Genomic DNA, 23,245 nt, shown 5'->3' with positions numbered 1-23,245 from the left:
GGCTCGGCCCATGCCGACCTGCGCTGCTCTGCTTCCTCCGGTTCCACGCCCTGATCGCCCGGACGCGTTGCGTGGCACCGCCGGGTCGGTCACCTCTGCCGCCTCCGCAGGGCTCGCGCGGTTTGCGGGGCTCCCCATGGACGTCCCGGCGGCGGACTGACGGGCTGCCCAGCTCCGCCGGGGCTGGCCGTCTCCGCCGCTCGCAGACGGCTGTGCGGCTGCCTGCTGCCTTCCGTGGGCGGTCCGCCCGCACCGTCTGCTCGGGTCCGGTCGCCTCCCACGCCGGCACCACTGCTCCTGAGCCGCTCTCGTGCTGTTCCTCCTGAGCCGCTCTCGGGCGTGTGCGCTCCGGACGCGTCATCCCGCCCGGCCGTCCGACTCCTCGTCTACGCCGCTGCTCCTGTCCGCGCCGCCCCTCTTCGTCCCACGGTCTGCTTCCCTGCTCCCCGTGGTCCGCCCCTCTTCCCCCCGGCCGTTCCCCTTTTCTCCCCGCGACTCGCTCACCTCCGCCCAGCAGCCGCCTCCCGGCCCTCCCCTGCCCCGCTCCCGCCGCGTTGCCGTGGCCCTCGGCGCTGGCGTGGCCGTGGCTCCGGCACTGCTGCTCCACCCCACCGCACTCTCCCCCCGGCGCATCCTCGCCCTCGCGACGGAGATCGACACAACATCGGAGCCCGGCTCTGCCGGACCGGCCGGGACCCCCGGTGGGGACCGACTGTCAGTGGGGCGTGGCAGGATCGGGGGCGTGGCAGAGACAGCATCGAAGCAGACCGAAAACGACCCCAGGGGCAGCCGGCCCCGCCTGATGCTCATGGATGGGCACTCGCTGGCCTACCGCGCGTTCTTCGCGCTGCCCGCGGAGAACTTCACGACCGCGACGGGCCAGCCGACGAACGCGATCTACGGCTTCGCGTCGATGCTGGCCAACACGCTGCGCGACGAGGCGCCCACCCACTTCGCCGTGGCCTTCGACGTGTCCCGCAAGACCTGGCGCTCCGCGGAGTTCACGGAGTACAAGGCGAACCGCTCCAAGACCCCGGACGAGTTCAAGGGCCAGGTCGAGCTGATCGGCGAGCTGCTCGACGCGATGCACGTCTCCCGGTTCGCGATCGACGGCTTCGAGGCCGACGACGTGATCGCCACCCTCGCCACCCAGGCCGAGGCCGACGGCTTCGAGGTGCTGATCGTCACCGGCGACCGTGACTCCTTCCAGCTGGTCAGCGAGCACACCACGGTGCTGTATCCGACGAAGGGCGTCTCCGAGCTGACCCGCTTCACCCCGGAGAAGGTCTTCGAGAAGTACGGATTGACGCCCGCCCAGTACCCCGACTTCGCAGCCCTGCGCGGCGACCCGTCCGACAACCTGCCGGGCATCCCTGGCGTCGGCGAGAAGACCGCTGCGAAGTGGATCAACCAGTTCGGCTCGTTCGCCGAGCTGGTCGAGCGGGTCGAGGAGGTCAAGGGCAAGGCCGGCCAGAACCTCCGCGACCACCTGGAGGCCGTCAAGCTCAACCGTCGGCTGACCGAGCTGGAGCGGGGCGTCGAGCTGCCCAAGACCGTCGCCGACGTCGCGCGCGTGCCGTACGACCGCAAGGCCGTCGCGATGATCCTGGACACCCTGGAGATCCGTAACCCCTCCCTGCGCGAGCGGCTCTTCGGTGTCGACCCCGGAGCCGAGGAGGCCGAGACCACGCCGATCTCCACCGATGGCGTGGAGCTGGACGGCTCGGTGCTCGGCACCAGCGAGCTGGCCCCCTGGCTGGCGGAGCACGGCGGCGAGCTGCTCGGTGTGGCCACCGTCGACACCTGGGCGCTGGGCACCGGCTCGGTCGCCGAGGTCGCGCTCGCGGCCGGCGACGGCGCGGCCGGCTGGTTCGACCCGGCGGAGCTGGACGAGTCCGACGAGAAGGCGTTCGCGGCCTGGCTGGCCGACGCCGACAAGCCGAAGGTCTTCCACAACGCCAAGGGCGCGATGCGGGTCTTCGCCGAGCACGGCTGGAGCATCGCCGGCGTGCGCATGGACACCGCGCTCGCCGCCTACCTGGTCAAGCCGGGCCGCCGCTCCTTCGACCTGGACGCGCTGTCCCTGGAGTACCTCCACCGCGAGCTGGCCCCCGCCGCCGCGGCCGACGGCCAGCTGGCCTTCGGTGCGGACGACGGCGCCGAGGCCGAGGCGCTGATGATCCAGGCCCGTGCCGTCCTCGACCTGGGCGAAGCCTTCGAGGGCAAGCTCCAGGAGGTCGGCGCGGCGGACCTCCTGCGTGACATGGAGCTGCCGACCTCCATCCTGCTGGCCCGCATGGAGCGACACGGCATCGCGGCCGACCGGGCCCACCTGGAGGCCATGGAGCAGATGTTCGCCGGGGCCGTGCAGCAGGCCGTGAAGGAGGCGCACGCAGCGGCCGGGCACGAGTTCAACCTGGGCTCGCCCAAGCAGCTCCAGGAGGTCCTCTTCGGCGAGCTCGCCCTGCCCAGGACGAAGAAGACGAAGACGGGCTACACCACGGACGCCGACGCCCTGGCCTGGCTCGCCACCCAGACCGACAACGAACTGCCGGTCATCATGCTCCGCCACCGCGAGCAGGCGAAGCTCCGCGTCACCGTCGAGGGCCTGATCAAGACCATCGCGACGGACGGCCGTATCCACACGACGTTCAACCAGACGGTCGCGGCGACCGGCCGCCTCTCCTCCACGGACCCGAACCTGCAGAACATCCCGGTCCGCACGGACGAGGGCCGGGCGATCCGCCGGGGCTTCGTGGTCGGCGAGGGCTTCGAGTCCCTGATGACCGCGGACTACAGCCAGATCGAACTGCGCGTGATGGCCCACCTGTCCGAGGACGAGGGCCTGATCGAGGCGTTCACCTCGGGCGAGGACCTGCACACCACGGCCGCCTCGCAGGTGTTCGCGGTGGAACCGGCCGCGGTGGACGCGGAGATGCGCCGCAAGATCAAGGCGATGTCGTACGGCCTCGCCTACGGCCTGTCGGCCTTCGGCCTCTCCCAGCAGCTGAACATCGACGCGGGTGAGGCCCGCGCGCTGATGGACGCCTACTTCGAGCGCTTCGGCGGTGTACGGGACTATCTGCGCCGCGCGGTCGACGAGGCCCGGGCGACGGGGTACACGGCGACGCTCTTCGGCCGCCGCCGCTACCTCCCCGACCTCAACAGCGACAACCGCCAGCGCCGCGAGGCGGCCGAGCGCATGGCCCTCAACGCCCCCATCCAGGGCACGGCGGCGGACATCGTCAAGATCGCCATGCTCAACGTGGACCGGGCCCTGCGCGAGGCGAACCTCACCTCCCGCATGCTCCTCCAGGTCCACGACGAAATCGTCCTGGAAATCGCCCCCGGCGAACGCGAGGCCGCGGAAGAACTGGTCCGCCGCGAAATGTCCAACGCCGTCCACCTCAACGTCCCCCTGGGCGTCTCGGTAGGCGTGGGCCCCGACTGGGAGTCAGCAGCCCACTAGCTCCGACGGCAGAGCCACGTCTCGATGCCGGGCCAGTCCTCGGACCGGCCCGGCCCGGTGGCAGCTCCGCCGTTCCGTCGGTTCAGCCCATAGCCGGCGGTACTGCCGCGTCCCGTCAAGGGCGCGGGGAACTGCGCGACCAGCCACAACGAACCCGCACCTCCAAAACCACCGCAACCAGGCAGACGCTCAGGCACTCACCCCGACCCGCAGCCCCGAAATCCACCGCAATCCGGCACCCGCAGCGGCCCCGGCCCCGCCCCACCCCCGGAGGGACCCGTCACTCGCGTGGCCCCCGCAAAAGCGCCCCCCACACCCGCCGCCCGTAAGGATGCGGACATGGGTATACGCACGCTCCACCGCCGGCCATCCCCGGCACCGGCGCAAGCGAACGCCGAGAAGGCCCCGTCCGAAGCGCACCCGTCGCTCCCACCCTTCGCCCCCGGCGCAAGCACCGCCCGCATCCCCGCCGACCTGATGGGCACCCTGCGGAACACGGCGACGATCGCCCGCCGCAGCCTGGCCCACCGGGCACAAGGATGGGCCGAGCTCACCCGCAGCTACCTGGCCCTCGCCGTCACGCTGCTCCCACGGTCCCGCCCCGCAGGAACCGTCACCGTGTTCGTCGCCCCCGTCGGCTCCCTCACCGAGCCACCGGACGGCTCGGCTCCTTACCGGCCTCACCCGCACCCGCGCTGCCAGGGCCAGGGCCCGGGACCGGACGCCACACCCTGACGCCCGCGGCGTACAGCAGCAGCCCCAGGGCGAGCCCGGCGCCCGCGCCGAAGCACACCGTCGGAATCAGCTCCCAGTACTTCGCGGTCGAGCCCCAATAGGCCCACCAGCGCGACGCCCGCTGCAAAGCGGCCACCGCGGCGATCCCGCCGATCACCGCGCCGGCCAGCCACCGGTCCCGTACCGAAAGCACCGGCACCCCGACCGGCGCGGCCGCGGGCGTCCGCCGTAGCGCCACGAACACGAACGCGGCGATGACGACCGCGGCGAGAGCCGAACCGCCGTACTGCAGATACCAGTACAGCGGCGAGCCCGCGATCTCCTCACCCAGGACGGGAAACAGCCGCATCCCCCAGCGGTCGAGATGCGTGAACGCATCCCACACGACATGCGTCAGCGCACCGAGCGCGGCCGAGACATACCAGCGCAGCGCCAGCGACGGCCCTACCCGCGCGCGTGGCGCCCCGCAGCGCAACAGCGTGGCCACCCGCGCCTGTCGCCGCATCGGCAGCAACGCCACCAGCGGCTCGCGCAGCAGCAGCCACAGGCCCACCAGCGCCCAGGCGATCACCACGTCGATGGTGAACACGCCTGCGAACGAGTGCGTGACATCGCCGAACTCCATCGCCCCGGACAGGACACTCGCCGCGTAATAGGTCATGTCGGGCGAGAAGGAGCCCGCCACCAACATGGCCGGTACGAGCGCGGCGCGGCCGGTTCCGTCGGTGCGTACGGCGGGCAGTACGGCCGCCGCATGGCTCAGCGTGAACGGCAACGGGGCTCCTTGCATGGGAGGTTGACGGGGCAGGTCCGCCCCGGTCGTCGGCGAAGCCGGTGTCGGGGACGTACGACGGCCAGTATGCGGGACGTCCGCCAGACGGACCGCAGGCGCCCAACTGGTAAAAATCGGGCGCCAACGGGTCCCCGTGCAAAGGAAGTTGTCGTAGGGTCGCCTGGGTCACCGTGCCGGGGCGTGCGGTCGAACGCGCGAACGGCGCATGAAATCGCGCCGCGGGGGCAACTGTCGCGGCGAGTCGATCGTCACAACAGGGGCGGGCCCGGCATGGCGGGCCCGGCAGACAGAGACGGGCGCTCGGGCGTCCACGGGAGGGGTTCGCTCTATGGCGGCGGAATTCGGCAGGCTGCGCAAGGGGGCGGTGAACACCACGGTGGCCGCGGTCGTGGTCGCGGCACTGGCCGCGTCCCAGGCTCCCGGAGTGACGACCGACGACGCCGGCAGAAGGGTCACCACCGGAACCCAGCCCTCGGCGGACACGCCCGCCGAGGACAGCGCGACCGGCAACTCGCCGTACTACACGGACCTGCCGCCGCTCAACAGCCCCAATCCCTCGCCCTCGCCCAGCACCCCCGTCACCCCGGGCGCCTCCGAGGCGGGCATCCCCGCGACCGTCCTCGACGCCTACAAGAAGGCCGCGACCGCGCTCCAGGACGCCAAGCCCGGCTGCAACCTGGAATGGCAACTGCTGGCCGCCATCGGCAAGGTCGAGTCGGGCCAGGCCCGCGGCGGCCGCGTCACCGCGGACGGCACCACGATCACCCCGATCCTCGGCCCGCAGCTCAACGGCAACGGCTTCGCGAACATCAGCGACACCGACAACGGCGCCTACGACGGGGACGCCTCGTACGACCGTGCCGTCGGCCCCATGCAGTTCATCCCCTCCACCTGGGAGTGGGCCGGCCGCGACGGCAACGGCGACGGCAAGAAGGACCCCAACAACGTCTACGACGCCGCGCTGGCCGCCGGCCACTACCTGTGCCGCTTCGGCTGGGACCTGTCCACCCAGAGCGACCTCAGCAGCGCGATCCTCAGCTACAACAACTCGCAGGACTATCTGAACCTGGTCCTGAAGTGGCTGGAGTACTACCGCAAGGGCACGCACGAGATCCCGGACGGCACCGGCGCCCTCCCGGCCGACCGCAGCGACGACAACGCCGGAGCCGGCCCCTCGCCGTCGCCCACACCGCCCAGGACGCCGACGACGCCCAGCCCTCCCGTCAAGCCCGGCGGCAACGGCGGCTCCACGAGCCCGAAGCCGACCCCGCCGCCGAGCACCACCCCGCCGAGCACGACGCCTCCCACCCCCACCGACACGGTGGACCACCTTCAGGACGCGGGCACCGCGAAGCTCACCGCGATGGCGGGCGACACCTTCACCGAGAAGATCAGTGCCCGCGCCGAGACCGAGGCCGGCAAGGGCGTCGCCAAGGTCCGGATCCGTTTCACGATCGTCGGCCGGACCGACGCCACCTTCACCGGCGGCGAGAAGTACGCGGCCGTCGTGACCAACAGCGCCGGTGAAGCGGTCGCGCCGGCACTCAAGGCGGGCGAGGACACGGGCGAGTTCGTCGTCCGCGCCACCGTCGTCGGCCGTTCGATCCCCGGCCTGGACTACACGGCCACCGTCACCGAGCGCGCCGCCGACACCCTGACCCGCACCAGCGACACCGCGCTGACCTGCACCCCTGGCGGCGAGTTCGCCGACCAGGTCGAGGTGAAGGCGACCTACAAGGGTGCCGTGGCGGACAAGGTCGCGGCCACCGCCACGCTCATCAAGTCGGCCGACGACCCGACCGAGAACGACAAGGGCCCTTACTTCAAGGACGCCGACGGCAAGACCGTACGCACCCTGACCGGCCTGACGACGGACGCGAACGGCCTGCTCAAGCTGCCGAAGCTGTACGCCGACGACACCACCGGCACGTTCCTGCTCCGCATCAACACCGCGGGCGGCGCGACCCTGACCGTCGAGCTGAAGGTGGCGGCGGCCGAGACATCGCCCTCCCCGACCCCCTCGGAGTCGACGTCCGGCTCCCCGTCGGCGTCGGCGAGCCCGACCGCGTAAACACCGCACGACCCGACGAAGGGCGCTCTTCCGCTACGGCGGACAGGGCGCCCTTCGTCCGTCCACGGCCGTCCACGGCCGCCCGCGGCCGTCCGCACAACTCGTTCGCTGTGCAACGTGTTCTCATCTCGCCCGCCCGTTGCTACGGTGCCGAACCTGACGATGTATCAGATACATCCCGCACCGGGGTTCCGGGAGGCCCGTATGCGCGCCCTGATCGCCGCCGCGACCGGTCTCACCGTCGCGCTCGCCCTGGTCCTCGCGATCACGGCCATGGGCGCACCGACCGGCGAGACGTCGCCGAAGCCGCTGCTGACGACGGTCCCCGCACACCCGTAACCGCCCGTCCGTGTAACGCCCGTCCGGGAGGGAGGCCGAGATGCGCCGCAAGGCCGGCCTGATCCTGCTCGCCCTCGCCGTGTTCTTCGCGGCGCTGTCCCCGCTGGTGCGCTGGTACGCCTTCCCCCGCCTGGCCAAGATCCCGGCGAACCAGTACCAGGACATGGTCCTGGAGGCGAAGGACGCGACCCTCCTCGACTACGGCACGATGAAGGCCCGCAAGGTCTCCAAGGTGACCATCGTGCAGACGCTCAAGGGCAACGTCGAAGCCTCGGAGAAGATCGAGGCAACGGCCGGGAAGGACGTCGTCGTCTGGGACGGCCTGTCCTATGTCGTCGGCCCCGACGGCAAGATGGTCTCCAAGATCCCCGAGCGCTACATCTTCGACGCCCACACCCAGGAACCCGTCCACGCCACCGGAGAGATGGTCGACGGTGACCCGGTGAAACGGCAGGGCATCGAGTTCAAGTGGCCCTTCCTGACGGAGAAGCGGGACTACGAGTACTTCGACGCACAGGCGCGGGTGACGGCCCCCATCCACTACAAGGGGACGCAGAACTTCCGTGGCGTCGAGGTCTACTACTTCGAGCAGACCATCCCGTGGACCAAGGTGAAGTTCCCCAGGACCATGCCGGTCAAGGGCATCACCCCGGAGTCGGTGGCCAGGACCGGCACGACCCGCTGGTACACCACGGTCCGCAAGTTCTGGGTCGAACCCCTCACCGGCGCCCCCGTCTACGGCGAGGAGATCCACAAGGAGGAACTGCGCGGCGGCACCCTGCTCGGCGGCCGCGAGAAGGTGACGGCGTTCGCGGGTCACGTGAAGATGCGCGAGGACTACATCGACTCCACGGTGGACCTGGTCAAGTCCAACCGCACGCTGGTCCTGCTGATGACGTCGTATCTCCCCTGGGGCTTCCTGATCCTGGGACTGCTGCTCCTGTCGCTCTCCCTCTACCTGGAGGCGCGCGGCCGCCGCCCCGGCGACCCGGAGCCGACGAGGAACGCCGACCCGGAACCGGTCAGCGCCTGAGCCGGGCGTTGGTGTGCCGGGTCGGCTCGGCGCCGGCGGGGTCCTCGGGCCACGGATGCTTCGGATAGCGGCCGCGCAGCTCCGCCCGTACGCCCTTGTAGCCGTCCTTCCAGAAGGAGGCGAGGTCGGCGGTGACGGCCGCGGGACGCCCGGCGGGGGAGAGCAGATGGACCAGCAGCGGCACCCCGGCCACGGAGGGCGACTCGTGCAGCCCGAACATCTCCTGCAACTTCACGGCCAGGACCGGCTGTTCGGGATTGCCGTAGTCGATCCGGATCCTGGACCCACTGGGTACGGCGATCCGCTCCGGCGCCAGCTCGTCGAGCCGCCCGGCCTCCCCGGAGGCCCACGGCAGCAGCCGCGCCAGCGCCGCCCCCGCGTCGATCCGCGCCAGGTCGGCCCGCCGCCGGGCCCGGCTCAGCTCGGGCTCCAACCACTCGTCCACGCGCGCGTGCAGCGCGTCGTCGCAGACGTCGGGCCAGGGCGCACCGAGATGCCGATACAGAAAGGCGAGCCGCTGCCGCAGCACGTCGGCGTCGGGGGACCAGCGCAACAGGCCGAGCCCTTCCTGCCGTAGACCTTCGAGCAGCGCCTCGCGTACGAGTACGGGATCGGCGTCCGCCAAGGGCCGCTGCGCGAGCTCGATCGCCCCGAGCCGCTCGACCCGCCGGGCGACGACGTCCCCGTCGGCCCAGTGGACCTCCTGGCTCGCGGAGTACAGCGTGGCCGCCGCCGACCGGGCCAAGTCCTCGTCCACCGCGGCGGCGAGCTGCACGCGTGCGTGCCCCTTGCCGACGGGCCGGTCCGCGACGGCCACGGCGATCCACGGGGCACCGCGCAGGGGGCTGCCGTCAGCGAGTTCGGCGCGCGTGCCGGAGACCATGAGGTAGGAACCGCCCTCGGCTCTTGCGACGCGCTCGGGGAAGGCGAGGGCGGCGACGAGGCCCGCGGTGCGGTCGTCCGCGCGGTGCGCCGACGCGCTGCCGCTGCCCGCCTGCAACCGCCGCACCTCCGTACGCCACCGCCCCGCATAGGCGTCACCGCCTCGCCGAGCCGCGCGCAGAGCGGCAGCCAGATCGTCCCCGTACTCCCTCGGGGCCTCCTCGCTCAGCAGGGCGACCACCTCGGCACCGGCACCGGGTGTGTCCAGCAGTGCCCTCCCCAAGCGGGGATGCAGCCCCAGCCGGGCCAGCTCAGTGCCCCGAGCCGTGGCGCGCCCGTCGCGGTCCACCGCCCCGATGGCCGTCAGTACGCTTCTCGCCGCCGCCATCGCCCCACCCGGCGGCGGATCCAGCAACGCCAGCCCCGCGGCCTCCGGATCACCCCAGCACGCCGCCTGCAACGCGAACGCCGTCAGGTCGGCCACCTTGATCTCCGGCGACGGGAACCGCGGCAGCCGCGCGTCCTCGGCCTCCGCCCAGCAGCGGTACACCGCTCCCGGCGCCTCACGCCCGGCCCGCCCCGCCCGCTGCCGCCCGGCCGCCTGCGAGGCCCGTACCGTCGTCAGGGCGCTCAGCCCGCGCGCGTGGTCCACACGCGGCTCCCGCGCCAGCCCCGAGTCCACGACGACCCGCACACCAGGAACCGTCAGCGACGACTCCGCAACGGACGTCGCCAGCACCACCCGGCGCCGCTCCCCGCCCGCCAGCACGGCGTCCTGCACGGCCGCCGGAGCCCGCCCGTGCACCTGGAGCACCTCGATGTCCCCGAGCGCTCCCAGCTGCCCAGCCACCCGCGCGATCTCGCCCACACCCGGCAGGAAACACAGCACATCCCCGGCCCGCTCGGCGAGCGCCCGCCGCACCAGCGACGCCACGTGCGTCAGCAGCGCCGGGTCGACCCGCATGCCGTGCGGCGGCCGTACGGGACTCGTCGGCGGCGCCCAGACCACCTCCACCGGATGCGACGCCCCCTCGGCCTCGACCACGGGCGCGTCACCCAGCAGCCGCGCCCATCCCTGCGCGTCCGTCGTCGCCGACGCGGCCAGCAGCCGCAGCTCCGGCCGCAGGGTCTGCCGTACGTCCCACAGGAACGCCGCCACCGTGTCCGCGTCCAGATGCCGCTCGTGGCACTCGTCGAGCACCACCACGTCCACGCCCGCCAGCTCCTGGTCGCGCTGCAACCGCTGGAGCAGCACACCGGTCGTGACGACCTCCACGCGCGCGTGCCGCCCGACGACCCGCTCCCCGCGCACGGTGTACCCGACGCTCTCGCCGACCTTCTCGCCCAGCAGCCACGCCATCCGCCGCGCGGCGGCCCGGGCCGCGATCCGCCGCGGCTCGGCGACGACGACCCGCCGCGCCGGTCCCTCGCCGAGGAGCCCCGCCAGGGCCAGCGGCACCAGAGTCGTCTTGCCGGTGCCGGGCGGCGCGACGAGCACCGCGGTGCCGTGCGCGTCCAGCGCGTCGGTCAGGCCGGGCAGGGCACCGCGTACGGGCAGCGCGTCCAGGGCGTCGTAACGGATCACGCTCTCAGTCTCGTACGCACACGAAGATCGCCGTCCCCGGGATCAGGTTCCCGCGCAGCGGCGACCAGCCGCCCCACTCCGAGGAGTTCCAGGCCGGCCACTCCGGCTCCACCAGGTCCACCAGCCGGAAGTCCGCCGCCACGACGTCCCGCACCCGGTCGCCGACCGTGCGGTGATGCTCGACGTACACCGCTCGGCCCTCGTCGTCCTGCTCCACGTACGGCGTGCGGTCGAAGTAGGACGCGGCGACGGACAGGCCCTCGGGACCCGGCTCGTCGGGGAAGGCCCAGCGGATGGGGTGGGTGACGGAGAAGACGAAGCGTCCGCCCGGCCGCAGTACCCGCCGCACCTCCCGCAGCACGAGCACCGGGTCGGCGACGAAGGGCAGCGCCCCGTACGCCGAGCAGGCCAGGTCGAAGGAGCCGTCGGCGAAGGGAAGGGCGCCCGCGTCGGCGCAGACCAGGGGGAACGCGCCGCCGATGCGCAGGGCGTGCTGCAACTGGCGGTGGGAGAGGTCCAGGGCGACCGGGCGGGCCCCCTGGGCGGCCAGCCAGCGCGAGCACTGGGCCGCTCCGGCGCCGATCTCCAGGACGTCCTTGCCCTTGAGGTCCTCCGGCGGGCCGAGCAGCTCGGCCTCCACCTCGTCCAGGCCCTCGGGGCCCCACACGAAGCGGTCGTCGCCGAGGAACGTGCCGTGCTCGATCTGGTACTCGTCGGCGTTGCGGTCCCACCAGCCCCGGTTGGCGCGGGAGCTCTCCGCGACACCGGCGTCGCGCCGGGTGGCCTCCGGTTCGACGGAGGCGTCGGACGCGATCTCGGGCGATACGGGCTCTTGGATGATCGGCTCCCTCGTCGTACTCTTCCGTCACCTGAATGGCGCGGCCCCTCCCGGTGGTGTCACACAAGAGGCCTCCCAAGGCCTGCGTGGCCTCAAGGGACAGGTTTTGTGCCGGGTATGCGGCGATCCGCCCCGGGTGTGCGGCTTCGCGCATTGACCCTGCCCGGCTGCCCCCGTATGCTACAAGTTGCGCTGCGGGCCTGCGCACCTCAGACGTAGCAGGCTGCGCTCGCATCTGTTGTATGTCCCCTCGGTTGTCGAGGCGCATCACCAGCGTTGGTGAGGCGCTTCCTTGGCTGTCCGGCTTCTTCAGAGCGATACGGGCTCCCGGCGTAGCAGTACCTACGACTTCAATGTCCGTACCGGAGCCCTTTCCCACATGACGAGCAGCACCGAGACCACCGCCACCACCCCGCAGGTAGCGGTCAACGACATCGGTAACGAGGAAGCCTTCCTCGCCGCGATCGACGAGACGATCAAGTACTTCAACGACGGCGACATCGTCGACGGCGTCATCGTGAAGGTCGACCGGGACGAGGTCCTGCTCGACATCGGTTACAAGACCGAAGGCGTTATCCCGAGCCGTGAGCTCTCGATCAAGCACGACGTCGACCCCAACGAGGTCGTCGCCGTCGGTGACGAGATCGAAGCCCTTGTTCTCCAGAAGGAGGACAAGGAAGGCCGCCTGATCCTCTCGAAGAAGCGCGCCCAGTACGAGCGTGCCTGGGGCACCATCGAGAAGATCAAGGAAGAGGACGGGATCGTCACCGGTACCGTCATCGAGGTCGTCAAGGGTGGTCTCATCCTCGACATCGGCCTCCGTGGCTTCCTCCCGGCCTCCCTGGTCGAGATGCGCCGCGTTCGCGACCTCCAGCCCTACGTGGGCAAGGAGCTCGAGGCGAAGATCATCGAGCTGGACAAGAACCGCAACAACGTGGTCCTGTCCCGCCGTGCCTGGCTGGAGCAGACCCAGTCCGAGGTCCGCCAGACGTTCCTCACCACCCTCCAGAAGGGTCAGGTCCGTTCCGGCGTCGTCTCCTCGATCGTCAACTTCGGTGCCTTCGTGGACCTGGGTGGCGTCGACGGTCTGGTCCACGTCTCCGAGCTGTCCTGGAAGCACATCGACCACCCGTCCGAGGTTGTCGAGGTCGGCCAGGAAGTCACCGTCGAGGTTCTCGACGTCGACATGGACCGCGAGCGTGTCTCCCTGTCGCTGAAGGCGACCCAGGAAGACCCGTGGCAGCAGTTCGCCCGCACCCACCAGATCGGCCAGGTCGTGCCCGGCAAGGTCACGAAGCTGGTTCCGTTCGGTGCGTTCGTCCGCGTGGACGAGGGCATCGAGGGTCTGGTCCACATCTCCGAGCTGGCCGAGCGCCACGTGGAGATCCCGGAGCAGGTTGTCCAGGTCAACGACGAGATCTTCGTCAAGGTCATCGACATCGACCTCGAGCGTCGTCGCATCAGCCTCTCGCTGAAGCAGGCCAACGAGTCCTTCGGTGCCGACCCGGCCTCGGTCGAGTTCGACCCGACCCTGTACGGCATGGCCGCGTCGTACGACGACCAGGGCAACTACATCTACCCCGAGGGCTTCGACCCCGAGACCAACGACTGGCTCGAGGGCTACGAGAAGCAGCGCGAGGAGTGGGAGCGCCAGTACGCCGAGGCGCAGACCCGCTTCGAGCAGCACCAGCAGCAGGTCATCAAGTCCCGCGAGGCCGACGCCGCTGCTGCGGCCGAGGGCGGCGACGCTGCGGGTGCGGCTCCGGCTGCGGGCGGTGGCGGTTCGTACTCCTCCGAGGGCCCGGACAACTCCGGCGCGCTGGCCTCGGACGAGGCGCTGGCCGCTCTGCGCGAGAAGCTGGCCGGAGGTCAGAGCTGAGCTGACGCTCACTGAGCACTAGCTCTTGACTGAGGGGCCGTACCTTTCGAGGTGCGGCCCCTCAGGCGTTCGCGGTCGTCTTTTGGCCGCGGGTCGGGTGGGGGCTTGTCGCGCCCACGCGGCGGAGCCGCATATTGATACAGCCCCGCGCCCCTTAGGGGGCGTTGTCCGCGCCATGCTCAAGATCATGGGTCCCTCCTCCGGGAATGCCCACGCCCGTAAGGGCGTTGTGACGTACGGACACAAGGAGGAGCGGTCACAGTGCTTGATCCGCAGGGTTTGTACGCATGGGAGCCGAAGGGCCTGGCTGTCGTCGACATGGCGCTCGCCCAGGACTCGGCCGGCCTTGTCATGCTCTACCACTTCGACGGATACATCGACGCGGGTGAGACCGGCGACCAGATCGTCGACGGGCTCCTGGACTCGCTGCCCCACCAACTCGTCGCCCGGTTCGACCACGACCGGCTGGTGGACTACCGCGCCCGCCGCCCGCTGCTGACGTTCAAGCGCGACCGCTGGGCCGCGTACGAAGTGCCCGCCATCGAGGTGCGGCTCGTCCAGGACGCCACCGGGGCGCCCTTCCTGCTGCTGTCCGGGCCCGAGCCGGACGTGGAGTGGGAGCGCTTCGCCGCGGCCGTCCAGCAGATCGTGGAGCGGCTCGGGGTGCGCCTGTCGGTGAACTTCCACGGCATCCCCATGGGCGTCCCGCACACGCGCCCGGTCGGCGTCACCCCGCACGGCAACCGCACCGACCTCGTCCCGGGCCACCGCAGCCCCTTCGACGAGGCGCAGGTGCCCGGCAGTGCCGAGGCCTTGATCGAGTACCGGCTCATGGAGGCCGGGCACGAGGTGCTCGGCGTCGCCGCGCACGTCCCGCACTACATCGCCCGTTCCGCCTACCCGGACGCGGCCCTGACCGTGCTGGAGGCCGTCACGGCCGCGACCGGTCTGGTTCTGCCGGGCATCGCGCACACTCTGCGCACGGAGGCCCACCGCACGCAGAACGAGATCGACCGCCAGATCCGCGAGGGCGACGAGGAGCTCACCAACCTCGTCGAGGGCCTGGAGCACCAGTACGACGCGATCGCCGGCGCCGAGACCCGCGGCAACATGCTCGCCGAGCCGGTGGACATCCCGTCGGCCGACGAGATCGGACGGGAGTTCGAGCGGTTCCTGGCGGAGCGGGAGGGCGAGAACTGATCGACCGGCCTGCACCTTCCGCACCGTTCCCCAAGCGGAGCGTTTAGGCTTCCGGTCATGCTGAAGGTGGGCCTGACCGGGGGTATCGGAGCCGGTAAGAGCGAGGTGTCGCGGCTGCTCGTCGAGTGCGGGGCCGTGCTGATCGACGCGGACCGTATCGCGCGCGAGGTGGTCGCGCCCGGTACGCCCGGGCTTGCCGCCGTCGTGGAGGCGTTCGGCGAGGAGGTGCTCACCGAGGACGGCAGCCTGGACCGGCCCAAGCTGGGCTCGATCGTCTTCGCCGACCCCGAGCGGCTCGCCGTACTGAACTCGATCGTGCACCCCCTCGTCGGCGCCCGCTCCCGCGAACTCGAAGAGGCCGCCGCCGAGGACGCCGTCGTCGTCCATGACGTCCCGCTCCTCACGGAGAACGGTCTGGCGCCGCTGTACGACGTCGTGGTCGTCGTCGACGCCGGTCCCGAGACGCAGCTCGACAGGCTCGTCCGGCTGCGCGGCATGACCGAGGAGGACGCACGCGCGCGTATGGCCGCGCAGGCGACGCGGGAGAAGCGCCGGGAGATCGCGGACATCGTCATCGACAACGACGTACCGCTGGAGGAGCTTCAGCGGCGTGTGAAGGACGTATGGGACGAGCTGGTGCGCCGGGCCCACGGGGCACAGGGGAGCCGGTAGCCCCGGTCCCCGCAGGAATAGGGGCACGTCGTTCGCGCGTTGAAGTCCTCCAGCGAGGGAAGGACTTTGCCGTGCCCGAGACCAGCGGTTCGACCGGACGTACTCCGGAGACGCATGTCATCGACTTCCGTGCCGCCGAGCAACTGCTCGCCGCGCGGGACCCGCGGGGTGCGGTGAAGCTGCTCGACGGGGTCATCGCCATGCACCCGGAGAACACCGCGGCCCGGCTGCTGCGCGCGCGTGCCTTCTTCGCCGCCGCGCAACTGCGGCCCGCGGAGCTGGAGTTCACCATCGTCCTGGAGCGCGAGCCGGACAACGCGTTCGCGCACTTCGCGCTCGCCCGGACATATGAGCGCCAGGGGCGGCCCGACCAGGCCAAGCGTCACTTCCGGCTCGCGGCCGCGCTCGATCCGAACCCCGATTACCTCAAGGCGGCACGGTTCGAGGCGTGAGCGGCGACCGGGGGTGGCGGGTCGGCCGGCGCGCCTAGGGGTGGCGGTTCTCCGGCGGGGGCGGCCGGTAGGGGCGGTTCTCGGGCGGGCGGTACGGCGGAATGTCGCGGCCCGGCTGGTAGTGCGGGCCCTGGCGGATGTGCCTGAGGATCATGGCCATGTCGATCGTGATCACCAGCCACAGCACCCCGCAGGCCGCCGCCCAGCCGGGACGGCCGGCGAGCGCGAACGCGGCGGTGCCGAAGACCGCCCAGACCAGGCCCCACACGCACAGCCAGAAGCGGGCCCGCAGTGCACTGCGCGCTGTCGTGGGCTCACTGCCCGTACGCATCCGGCTCACCACTCCTCCTTGAAACGTACTCCTCGTACGCCTCGTACTCCTCGCAGGGGGCCTTGTGCTGCCGGACACCGATGAACTGGCCGAAGCGCTGCTCGATCTCGGCGTACCCCACGAGGACATCAACGACCTCGTACGAATGGGCCGGCGGGTCACGGACGACCCCGAGCTGCGGCAGGTTCTGGAGCGGTCCGTCGGCGAGCTCGTCCAGGGGATGGGGGAGGTCGGCCGACCGGTCGACCTGCCCGACCTCGACTGGGCCTCGGGCGCCCTGCAGCGCTGCTTCCCCGTGTACGTCTTCCTCGCCGCGCTGCCGTACACGCGCGCGTACCACCGCGAGCGCGGCATCCCGGCCGACGTCTCCCGGCGCACCCTCGTCGACCTCGGGCGGAACATGGCCGCGCACCGCAGGCGGCACGGCCGGACGGGCGTGCAGGCTCCCCGGTGGCTCACCCACCACTTCCGCGGCGAGCTGTACCAGCTGGGGCGGTTGCAGTTCGAGCGGGCGCGGCTCGGGCAGCGGACGGGGACGCGGCTCGCGGCGGCCGGGCTCGACGTGGGTCCGGACTCGCTCTGCCTCAACCTGCACATCCCCGACTTCTGCGGGCCGCTGTCCCCGGCCGCCGTGGACCGGTCCCTGGCCCTGGCCCGGGAGTTCTTCGCCCGCCACTTTCCCGAGGAGCGGTACCGGACGGTGACCTGCCACTCCTGGCTGCTGGACACGCAGCTCAGGAAATACCTTCCCGGGGACTCCAACATCGTCCGTTTCCAGGAGCGTTTCGGCGTCGCCCGCGAGGACATGGAGCCGGCCGACGCCGAGCCGGTCCGATTCGTCTTCGGAGACCCGGAGTTGCCCGCGGAGAGCCTGCCGCGCCGCACGGCCGTGGAGCGGGCCGTCGGGGACCATCTGCGGGCGGGCGGTCACTGGTACATCGGGCACGGGTGGCTGCCGCTCGGCGGGGATGGATGAATTCCGTTCGTACGGCGATGAGTTCCGCGGTGAGCCCCGGTCTACCTCTGTGACAGCACAACCGGCCGCTTCACACGGGAGCCCCCCCCATGTCCGAGACCACTGCCTCCGTCATCGCCGAGTCCACGACCGCACGCGGCCGCCGGGCCCGTATCGCCCTGCGCGGCCTGCAGGTGCTGCTCGCGCTCTTCATGGGCATCGCGAGTGCCGTGCCCAAGCTGATCGCGCACTCCTCCGCGGCAGACATGTTCGACGAACTCGGCTGGGGCAGCGCGGGAATGTACACCATCGGTGTCCTCGAACTCGCCGGAGCCGTCGCGCTGTTGATCCCGGTGCTCCAGTCGGTGGCCGCCATGGCGTTCATCGCACTGATGGTGGGCGCGTTCGTCGTCCAGATCGCCGCCTTCGACGCGCAGTACGCCGCGACACCGCTCATCCTGATCGTGCCGTTCGCCCTGATCGCGTGGGCGCGGCGCGACTCCAACGCGGAGCTGCTGCTGCTGCGACGACGGGCGTGACGTGTGCGTGAGGCATGCGAGGCCAATGCGGCGGTGGCGTCCGGCGTGGGCCTTCCAGGCCTTACCGGACGCCACTGCCGTACGGTCTACGCCACTGCCGTACGGTCTACCGGCCGTCCGGACGCTTCGGTCCGCCCATGAGCCCGCGCAGCCGTTCCAGCTCGCGCCGGTCCCGCTTGGTCGGCCGGCCCGTGCCGCGGTCGCGGATGCCGGCCGGGGCGACGGCCTCGCGCGGCGGGGGAGGGGGCGAGTTGTCGACGTAGCACTGGACCGCCACCGGTGCGCCGACCCGCTTGCGGATGAGCCGCTTGACGATGACGATCCGCTCCCGGTTCTCCTGACGCAGGCGCACCTCGTCGCCGACGCGCAGCGAGTGGGCGGGTTTCACGTTCTGGCCGTTCACGCGCACGTGCCCGCCCTTGCAGGCGGCGGCGCCCAGGGAGCGGGTCTTGACCAGGCGTACGGCCCAGATCCAGCTGTCGATCCGCACGGGCTCGCCGCCGGCCGGGCCGGCGGCCTCGGCTGCGGCCACGGCTGCGGCGATCTTCGCATCGACGGCCGGCTCGGCGTTCGTCGCATCCGGCGGGCCGTCGGCCGTGCGGCCGCTGATCTCCTCGTCGTCCTCGGAAGCCATGCCTCGACCTTAGTCCCCGTACGGGGCCGGGACGGCTTTACGGTGGAGCTGTGGATGCCCTCGCTGATCTGGACCGGCGGATCGCGGGCTGCCGGGCCTGCCCGCGGCTGGTCGACTGGCGGGAGGAGGTGGCCCGCACCAAGCGCGCCGCCTTCGCCGACCAGACGTACTGGGGCCGCCCGGTGCCCGGCTTCGGGCCGCCGGACGCCCGGCTGCTGATCGTCGGGCTCGCCCCGGCGGCGCACGGCGGCAACCGCACCGGCCGGATGTTCACCGGGGATCGCTCAGGGGACGTGCTGTACCAGGCGCTGTACGACGTCGGCCTCGCCTCGCAGCCCACGTCGGTCGCCGTCAACGACGGCCTGGAGCTGTACGGCGTACGCGTCACGGCCCCCGTGCACTGCGCCCCGCCCGCGAACAAGCCCACCCCGGGGGAGCGGGAGACCTGCCGGGCCTGGCTCGTGCAGGAGCTGAGGCTGCTGCGGCCGACCGTGCGGGCGGTCGTCGTACTCGGCGCCTTCGGCTGGCAGGCCACGCTGCCCGTGCTGGCGGAGGCGGGTTGGAACGTGCCCCGGCCGCGCCCCGCCTTCACACATGGGGCGCGGGTCGCGCTCGACGGGGTGGGCGGCCTCGACGGCCTCGAACTCTTCGGGTGCTTCCACGTCAGCCAGCGCAACACCTTCACCGGCAGGCTGACACCGGCGATGCTGCGGGAGGTGCTGCGTACAGCGGCGGAGGCGGCGGGGCTGCCAGGGACGCCGTAGGCGCGGGGTGCGCCAGGGCCTGTCCGGCCGGTCCTAGGGCAGGTCCTCGGCCGCCTTCTCGCCGAACAGTTGCCGTACCGTCGAGCGGTAGTTGGTCTGTACGTGGGTGAGCGCGTGCGCGCGGGCGCGGTTCGGGTCTCCGGAGGCGATCGCCTCGTACAACTCCCGGTGCTCCACCAGGAGTTGGGGCCACTCCTCGTTCCGTCGGGTCATCCAGCGCAGGCGGCCCGCGACCGGCTCCAGGGCCTCGATGAGCAGTTTGTTGTCCGCCATGGCCACGATGCGGTCGTGCAGCCGGCTGTTGACGTCCGTGATGGTCTCCGCGTCGCCCGCCTCGGTCGCGGTGGCCGCCTGGTCGAGGAGCCGCTCGACCTCGGCGAGGTCCTCCGGTGTCGCACGGGACGCGGCCAGTCCCGCCGCGTACACCTCCAAGGCCTCACGCAGTTCGAAGAGTTCCTTGACGTCGGCCGGGGTCAGCCGGCGTACGACCGTGCGGCGCGCCGACTCGAAGTGGACGAAGCCCTCGGCGACCAGGGCCCGGATCGCCTCGCGGACCGGCACGCGCGAGACCCCGAGGCGCTCGGCCAGCTCCCGCTCGACGAGCCGGTCGCCGGGCCGGAGGCGACCCACGATGATGTCCTGCCGCAGGGTCGCCAGGACGCGTTCCCGTACCGCGCCGAGGGGTTCGATCTTCGTCGGGGAGCTCATGGGGCCATTTTGGCCGACTCAGGGTGTGTTTTACGGAGCGTTAACAAGAGCGACATCGGTCGGAACTGTTGACGGGAGGACTATGTCCGCAGTTTGGTATACCAAACACCCCCCCGCGAGCAGTCCCTTACGAGCAGTCCCCTCCATAAGCAGTCCTCCGTCCCCCGGCTCCTGGAGGCCCCGTGTCCCTCGCCGACCGCACCGAAGTCACCGGCACACCAGCGTTCGTCCCCGATCCCAGGCTCACCAACGAAGACCTCGCGCCCGCCGGCAAGCGCAACTGGAAGGTCTTCGACCTCTTCGCGCTGTGGATGTCCGATGTCCACAACCTCGGCAACTACACGTTCGCGGCCGGTCTGCTGGTCCTCGGCATGAACGTGTGGCAGGTCTTCACCTCCCTGCTCGTCGGCTTCGTGCTCATCTACGTCGGCATGAACTGGATGGGGAAGATCGGCCAGCGCCACGGCGTCCCGTTCCCCGTGGTCAGCCGCATCAGCTTCGGCGTCTGGGGTGCCAACATCCCGGCGCTGATCAGGGCCGTGATCGCCATCATGTGGTACGGCATCCAGACCTATCTCGCGTCCGTCGCCGTGAACGTGATGCTGCTGGCGGCCTGGCCCGGCCTGGAGTCCTGGACGCACAGCTCCTTCCTGGGCCTGCACGCGCTCGGCTGGGTCTCCTTCCTCTCCCTCTGGCTCATCCAGGCGTTGATCATCAGCCAGGGCATGGAGTCGGTGCGGAAGTTCCAGGACTTCTGCGGTCCGGCGATCTGGGTGGTGATGATCGCGCTGGCGGTCTGGATCTTCGCCAAGGCGGGCTGGACGATCTCGCTCACGAGCACCCCGCACCCGGTCTCCGTCGGTGAGCAGTGGCGGCAGTGGTTCGGCGCGATCGGCCTGATCCTCGCCACGTACGGCACGCTGATGCTGAACTTCTGCGACTTCTCGCGCTTCTCGCCCGACTACAAGACCGTCAAGCGCGGCAACTTCTGGGGTCTGCCCATCAACTCGACGGCGTTCGTGGTCGTTTCGGTGATCGTCACGGCCGGTTCGCTGGAGGTGTTCGGCGAGGCCATCACGGATCCGGCGGAGCTCGTGGCCAAGGTCGGCAACACCTGGATCCTGGTCCTGGCCGCCCTGACGTTCGCCATCGCCACCATGGGCGTCAATATCGTCGCCAACTTCGTCTCACCGGCGTACGACCTGGCCAACGTCTGGCCGCAGAAGATCACCTTCAAGGTCGGCGGCATGATCAGCACCGTGGCGGCGCTCGTGGTGACCCCCTGGAACCTCTTCTCGAACCCGACGGTCGTGAACTACTTCCTGGGCGGCCTGGGCGCCTTCCTGGGCCCGCTGTTCGGCGTGATCATGGTCGACTACTACCTGGTCAAGCGCGGCCGCGTGGACGTGGACGAGCTGTTCTCCGCCGAGCCGGGCTCGCGCTACTACTACCGCAAGGGCGTCAACCCCAAGGCGCTGTGGGCGTTCCTGCCGGCGGCCGGTGTCGCGGCGGTGCTGGCGCTGGTGAAGACGTTCAGCGATGTGGCGCCGTACTCGTGGTTCATCGGGACGGCGATGGCGGCAGGGCTGTACCTGGTGCTGTGCCGCGATGAGCGCGCCGAGTCCGCCGGCGGGACCGACGCCGCCGAGTCCAGGACGCAGGAGGTCTGACGGACGTGCGGATCGTCGTCACCAACTGCAACACCACGCAGGAGATGACCGAGGAGATCGTACGAGGTGCCCGGGCCGCGGCAGGCCCGGGCACCACCGTGCTCGGGCTGACCCCCGCCTGGGGGCCCGAGTCCGCGGAGGGCTGGCTCGACAGCTACCTCTCGGCGGCGGCGGTCATGGACGCGCTGCGGACGTACGAGGGTCCCGCGTACGACGCGGTCGTCATGGCCGGCTTCGGGGAGCACGGGCGAGAAGGCGTCCGGGAACTGGTGGACGTACCGGTCGTCGACATCACGGAGGCGGCCGCGCATCTGGCCTGTCTGCTCGGGCGGCGGTACGGCGTGGTGACCACGCTGGAGCGGTCGTGCGGGCAGATCGAGGACAGCCTCGAGACCGCCGGGGTGGGCCGCAACTGCGTCGCCGTGATCGGCACCGGGCTCGGGGTGCTGGAGCTGGAGGACGGCGAGCGCACGGAGTCCGCCTTTCTGGCAGCCGCCGAACGCGCGCGGGACGCGGGTGCCGAGGTCCTGGTGCTGGGATGCGCCGGGATGACCGGGTTGCAGCGGACCGTGGGGGAGAAGCTGGGGGTTCCGGTGGTCGACGGGGTGGGAGCGGCCGTCAAACTCGCCGAGTCGCTGGTCGCGTTGGGGCTGACGACGAGCCGGGCCGGGAGCTATGCGAAGCCGTTGCCGAAGCGGCGGGCGTGGGGGCGGACGCAGCAGTGATCCGCCGTTACGCCTGCGTCTGCCGCCCGCCGGGATGCCAGACGTACCGCACGTCCGGCTCCTGCTCCTCGTTCCCGCTGCCGTCCGTGTACTCGACCGCGACGAAGCCGTGCCGCTCGTAGAACCGGTGGGCGGGCCAGTTGACCTGGAAGGTCCACAGGGTCAGTCCGTGCGGTCTGCGTTGTTTGGCGAGGTCCACGAAGCGGTCGCCGATGCCACAGCCGCGCCAGTCGGGGTCGAGATAGAGCTGGGAGAGGTGGTCGCCGTCGAGCACCATGAGACCGACGACGCGGTCGGCGGCCTCGGCCACCCAGGTCTCCCGGAGCAGGACCACGACCTCCCGGAAGTACGTCCGCACGTCGTCGTCCGAGCGGGGCCGGACGACGGTCGGCAGGGCGGCGGCGAACGACCGCAGCCAGACGTCGGCGGCGGCACCGGCGTCGGTCGCGGTGGCGCGGCGGAGGGCGACACGGCTCATGACTGTGTCCCCTCCGGTGACTGTGTCCCCTCCGGAACGACGGCCGTGGCCGTGATCTCCACCAACTGCCCCGTGTATCCGAGACAGGCGACCCCCAGCAGCGTCGACGAGTGAGGACCGGCGCTCAGTCCCGACGCCTCCACGACCTCCCAGACGGCCGACAGCACAGCCGTCTCACTGCTCACCACATACACATCGCTCGACAGCACATGCCCCAAGTCACTGCCGACCGCGCGCAGTTGCTCCTCCAGATTGGCGATCACCTGCTCGGCCTGTCGTACGGGGTCTCCTTCGCCGACGAGCTTCCCGTCGGCGTCGAGAGGCACGGAACCGGCGAGGAAGGCGAGCTTCGTGCCGGCCTCGACGACGGAGGCGTGGGAGTAGGTGGGGGGTGGGAAGAGGGTGGGGGCGGTGATGCGACGGATCATGGGAGCTCCTGGGTCTGCCTGAGAGTTCTTGAGCTGTACGGCGGACAACTCGCCGATCATCCGAG

General features: G+C 71.1%; 21 protein-coding genes. 13 read left to right on the top strand and 8 right to left on the bottom strand.

All coding sequences use genetic code 11. The features are described from left to right. The first annotated feature begins 742 nt into the window (after positions 1-742). Positions 743-3,469, top strand: coding sequence for a DNA polymerase I (gene polA / locus ACTMVF_RS25550; RefSeq protein WP_441273445.1), 2,727 nt, complete (start codon positions 743-745; stop codon positions 3,467-3,469). A gap of 643 nt (positions 3,470-4,112) precedes the next feature. Here the strand turns inward: polA and ACTMVF_RS25545 are convergent. Continuing rightward, complete coding sequence (locus ACTMVF_RS25545; RefSeq protein ID WP_441273444.1) at positions 4,113-4,979, bottom strand: DUF4184 family protein; 867 nt, start codon at positions 4,977-4,979, stop codon at positions 4,113-4,115. Between the two features lie 346 nt (positions 4,980-5,325). Between ACTMVF_RS25545 and ACTMVF_RS25540 the strand changes: the two genes are divergently transcribed. The 3 genes from ACTMVF_RS25540 (at position 5,326) to ACTMVF_RS25530 (ending at position 8,440) form a co-directional block, all read left to right on the top strand. Continuing rightward, positions 5,326-7,068, top strand: a complete 1,743-nt coding sequence (locus tag ACTMVF_RS25540; RefSeq protein WP_441273443.1) for a lytic transglycosylase domain-containing protein — start codon at positions 5,326-5,328, stop codon at positions 7,066-7,068. Between the two features lie 204 nt (positions 7,069-7,272). Beyond that, positions 7,273-7,407: an SPW_0924 family protein gene (locus ACTMVF_RS25535; RefSeq protein WP_441273442.1), complete on the top strand. Its 135-nt coding sequence runs from the start codon at positions 7,273-7,275 to the stop codon at positions 7,405-7,407. Between the two features lie 40 nt (positions 7,408-7,447). After that, the gene (locus ACTMVF_RS25530) at positions 7,448-8,440 is read left to right on the top strand and encodes a DUF3068 domain-containing protein (protein WP_441273441.1); all 993 of its coding nucleotides are present in this window, start codon (positions 7,448-7,450) and stop codon (positions 8,438-8,440) included. Here the strand turns inward: ACTMVF_RS25530 and hrpB are convergent. Together hrpB and ACTMVF_RS25520 are read right to left on the bottom strand one after the other, a co-directional pair. Continuing rightward, positions 8,430-10,907, bottom strand: a complete 2,478-nt coding sequence (gene hrpB / locus ACTMVF_RS25525; protein ID WP_441273440.1) for an ATP-dependent helicase HrpB — start codon at positions 10,905-10,907, stop codon at positions 8,430-8,432. The genes ACTMVF_RS25530 and hrpB overlap by 11 nt on opposite strands. Positions 10,908-10,911: 4 nt before the next feature. Then, complete coding sequence (locus tag ACTMVF_RS25520; RefSeq protein ID WP_441273601.1) at positions 10,912-11,748, bottom strand: class I SAM-dependent methyltransferase; 837 nt, start codon at positions 11,746-11,748, stop codon at positions 10,912-10,914. Positions 11,749-12,124: 376 nt separating this feature from the next. Here ACTMVF_RS25520 and rpsA point away from each other — a divergent pair, with 376 nt between their 5' ends. The 4 genes from rpsA to ACTMVF_RS25500 all read left to right on the top strand — a co-directional run bounded on the left by rpsA (position 12,125) and on the right by ACTMVF_RS25500 (position 15,948). Continuing rightward, entirely contained in the window at positions 12,125-13,624 is a 1,500-nt protein-coding gene (gene rpsA, locus ACTMVF_RS25515; RefSeq protein WP_441273439.1) for a 30S ribosomal protein S1, read from the top strand. A gap of 261 nt (positions 13,625-13,885) precedes the next feature. After that, positions 13,886-14,824, top strand: coding sequence for a PAC2 family protein (locus ACTMVF_RS25510; RefSeq protein WP_441273438.1), 939 nt, complete (start codon positions 13,886-13,888; stop codon positions 14,822-14,824). Between the two features lie 57 nt (positions 14,825-14,881). Beyond that, complete coding sequence (gene coaE, locus ACTMVF_RS25505) at positions 14,882-15,496, top strand: dephospho-CoA kinase (RefSeq protein ID WP_403327050.1); 615 nt, start codon at positions 14,882-14,884, stop codon at positions 15,494-15,496. A gap of 71 nt (positions 15,497-15,567) precedes the next feature. Then, complete coding sequence (locus tag ACTMVF_RS25500; protein ID WP_441273437.1) at positions 15,568-15,948, top strand: tetratricopeptide repeat protein; 381 nt, start codon at positions 15,568-15,570, stop codon at positions 15,946-15,948. A 34-nt stretch (positions 15,949-15,982) separates the two neighbouring features. Here the strand turns inward: ACTMVF_RS25500 and ACTMVF_RS25495 are convergent, their stop codons facing one another. Next, the gene (locus ACTMVF_RS25495; protein ID WP_441273600.1) at positions 15,983-16,279 is read right to left on the bottom strand and encodes a DUF6343 family protein; all 297 of its coding nucleotides are present in this window, start codon (positions 16,277-16,279) and stop codon (positions 15,983-15,985) included. A 64-nt stretch (positions 16,280-16,343) separates the two neighbouring features. Here ACTMVF_RS25495 and ACTMVF_RS25490 point away from each other — a divergent pair, with 64 nt between their 5' ends. Both ACTMVF_RS25490 and ACTMVF_RS25485 read left to right on the top strand, forming a co-directional pair. After that, a complete protein-coding gene (locus ACTMVF_RS25490) occupies positions 16,344-17,255 on the top strand; it encodes an acyltransferase domain-containing protein (RefSeq protein ID WP_441273436.1) in 912 nt (303 codons plus the stop codon). Positions 17,256-17,344: 89 nt separating this feature from the next. After that, positions 17,345-17,773, top strand: coding sequence for a DoxX family protein (locus ACTMVF_RS25485; RefSeq protein WP_441273435.1), 429 nt, complete (start codon positions 17,345-17,347; stop codon positions 17,771-17,773). Between the two features lie 106 nt (positions 17,774-17,879). On the opposite strand, the gene ACTMVF_RS25480 is transcribed toward ACTMVF_RS25485, so the two are convergent. Then, a complete protein-coding gene (locus ACTMVF_RS25480) occupies positions 17,880-18,407 on the bottom strand; it encodes an RNA-binding S4 domain-containing protein (protein WP_441273434.1) in 528 nt (175 codons plus the stop codon). 50 nt (positions 18,408-18,457) lie between these two features. Between ACTMVF_RS25480 and ACTMVF_RS25475 the strand changes: the two genes are divergently transcribed. Continuing rightward, positions 18,458-19,171, top strand: a complete 714-nt coding sequence (locus ACTMVF_RS25475; protein ID WP_441273433.1) for a uracil-DNA glycosylase — start codon at positions 18,458-18,460, stop codon at positions 19,169-19,171. A gap of 33 nt (positions 19,172-19,204) precedes the next feature. Here ACTMVF_RS25475 and ACTMVF_RS25470 read toward each other — a convergent pair whose 3' ends face one another. Continuing rightward, complete coding sequence (locus ACTMVF_RS25470) at positions 19,205-19,879, bottom strand: GntR family transcriptional regulator (protein WP_441273432.1); 675 nt, start codon at positions 19,877-19,879, stop codon at positions 19,205-19,207. A 182-nt stretch (positions 19,880-20,061) separates the two neighbouring features. Here ACTMVF_RS25470 and ACTMVF_RS25465 point away from each other — a divergent pair, with 182 nt between their 5' ends. Continuing rightward, entirely contained in the window at positions 20,062-21,549 is a 1,488-nt protein-coding gene (locus ACTMVF_RS25465; protein ID WP_441273431.1) for an NCS1 family nucleobase:cation symporter-1, read from the top strand. 5 nt (positions 21,550-21,554) lie between these two features. Further along, complete coding sequence (locus tag ACTMVF_RS25460; RefSeq protein WP_441273430.1) at positions 21,555-22,274, top strand: aspartate/glutamate racemase family protein; 720 nt, start codon at positions 21,555-21,557, stop codon at positions 22,272-22,274. Positions 22,275-22,281: 7 nt separating this feature from the next. Here the strand turns inward: ACTMVF_RS25460 and ACTMVF_RS25455 are convergent, their stop codons facing one another. Together ACTMVF_RS25455 and ACTMVF_RS25450 are read right to left on the bottom strand one after the other, a co-directional pair. Further along, complete coding sequence (locus ACTMVF_RS25455; protein WP_441273429.1) at positions 22,282-22,752, bottom strand: GNAT family N-acetyltransferase; 471 nt, start codon at positions 22,750-22,752, stop codon at positions 22,282-22,284. Continuing rightward, a complete protein-coding gene (locus ACTMVF_RS25450; RefSeq protein WP_441273428.1) occupies positions 22,749-23,180 on the bottom strand; it encodes a RidA family protein in 432 nt (143 codons plus the stop codon). The genes ACTMVF_RS25455 and ACTMVF_RS25450 overlap by 4 nt, the downstream gene beginning before the upstream one ends. Between the last annotated feature and the right edge of the window lie 65 nt (positions 23,181-23,245).

Source organism: Streptomyces sp. SD31, assembly GCF_052068475.1.
Taxonomy (GTDB): domain Bacteria; phylum Actinomycetota; class Actinomycetes; order Streptomycetales; family Streptomycetaceae; genus Streptomyces.
The sequence above is the reverse complement of the archived record's forward strand: the minus strand, read 5'-3'. Positions and strand labels throughout refer to the sequence as shown.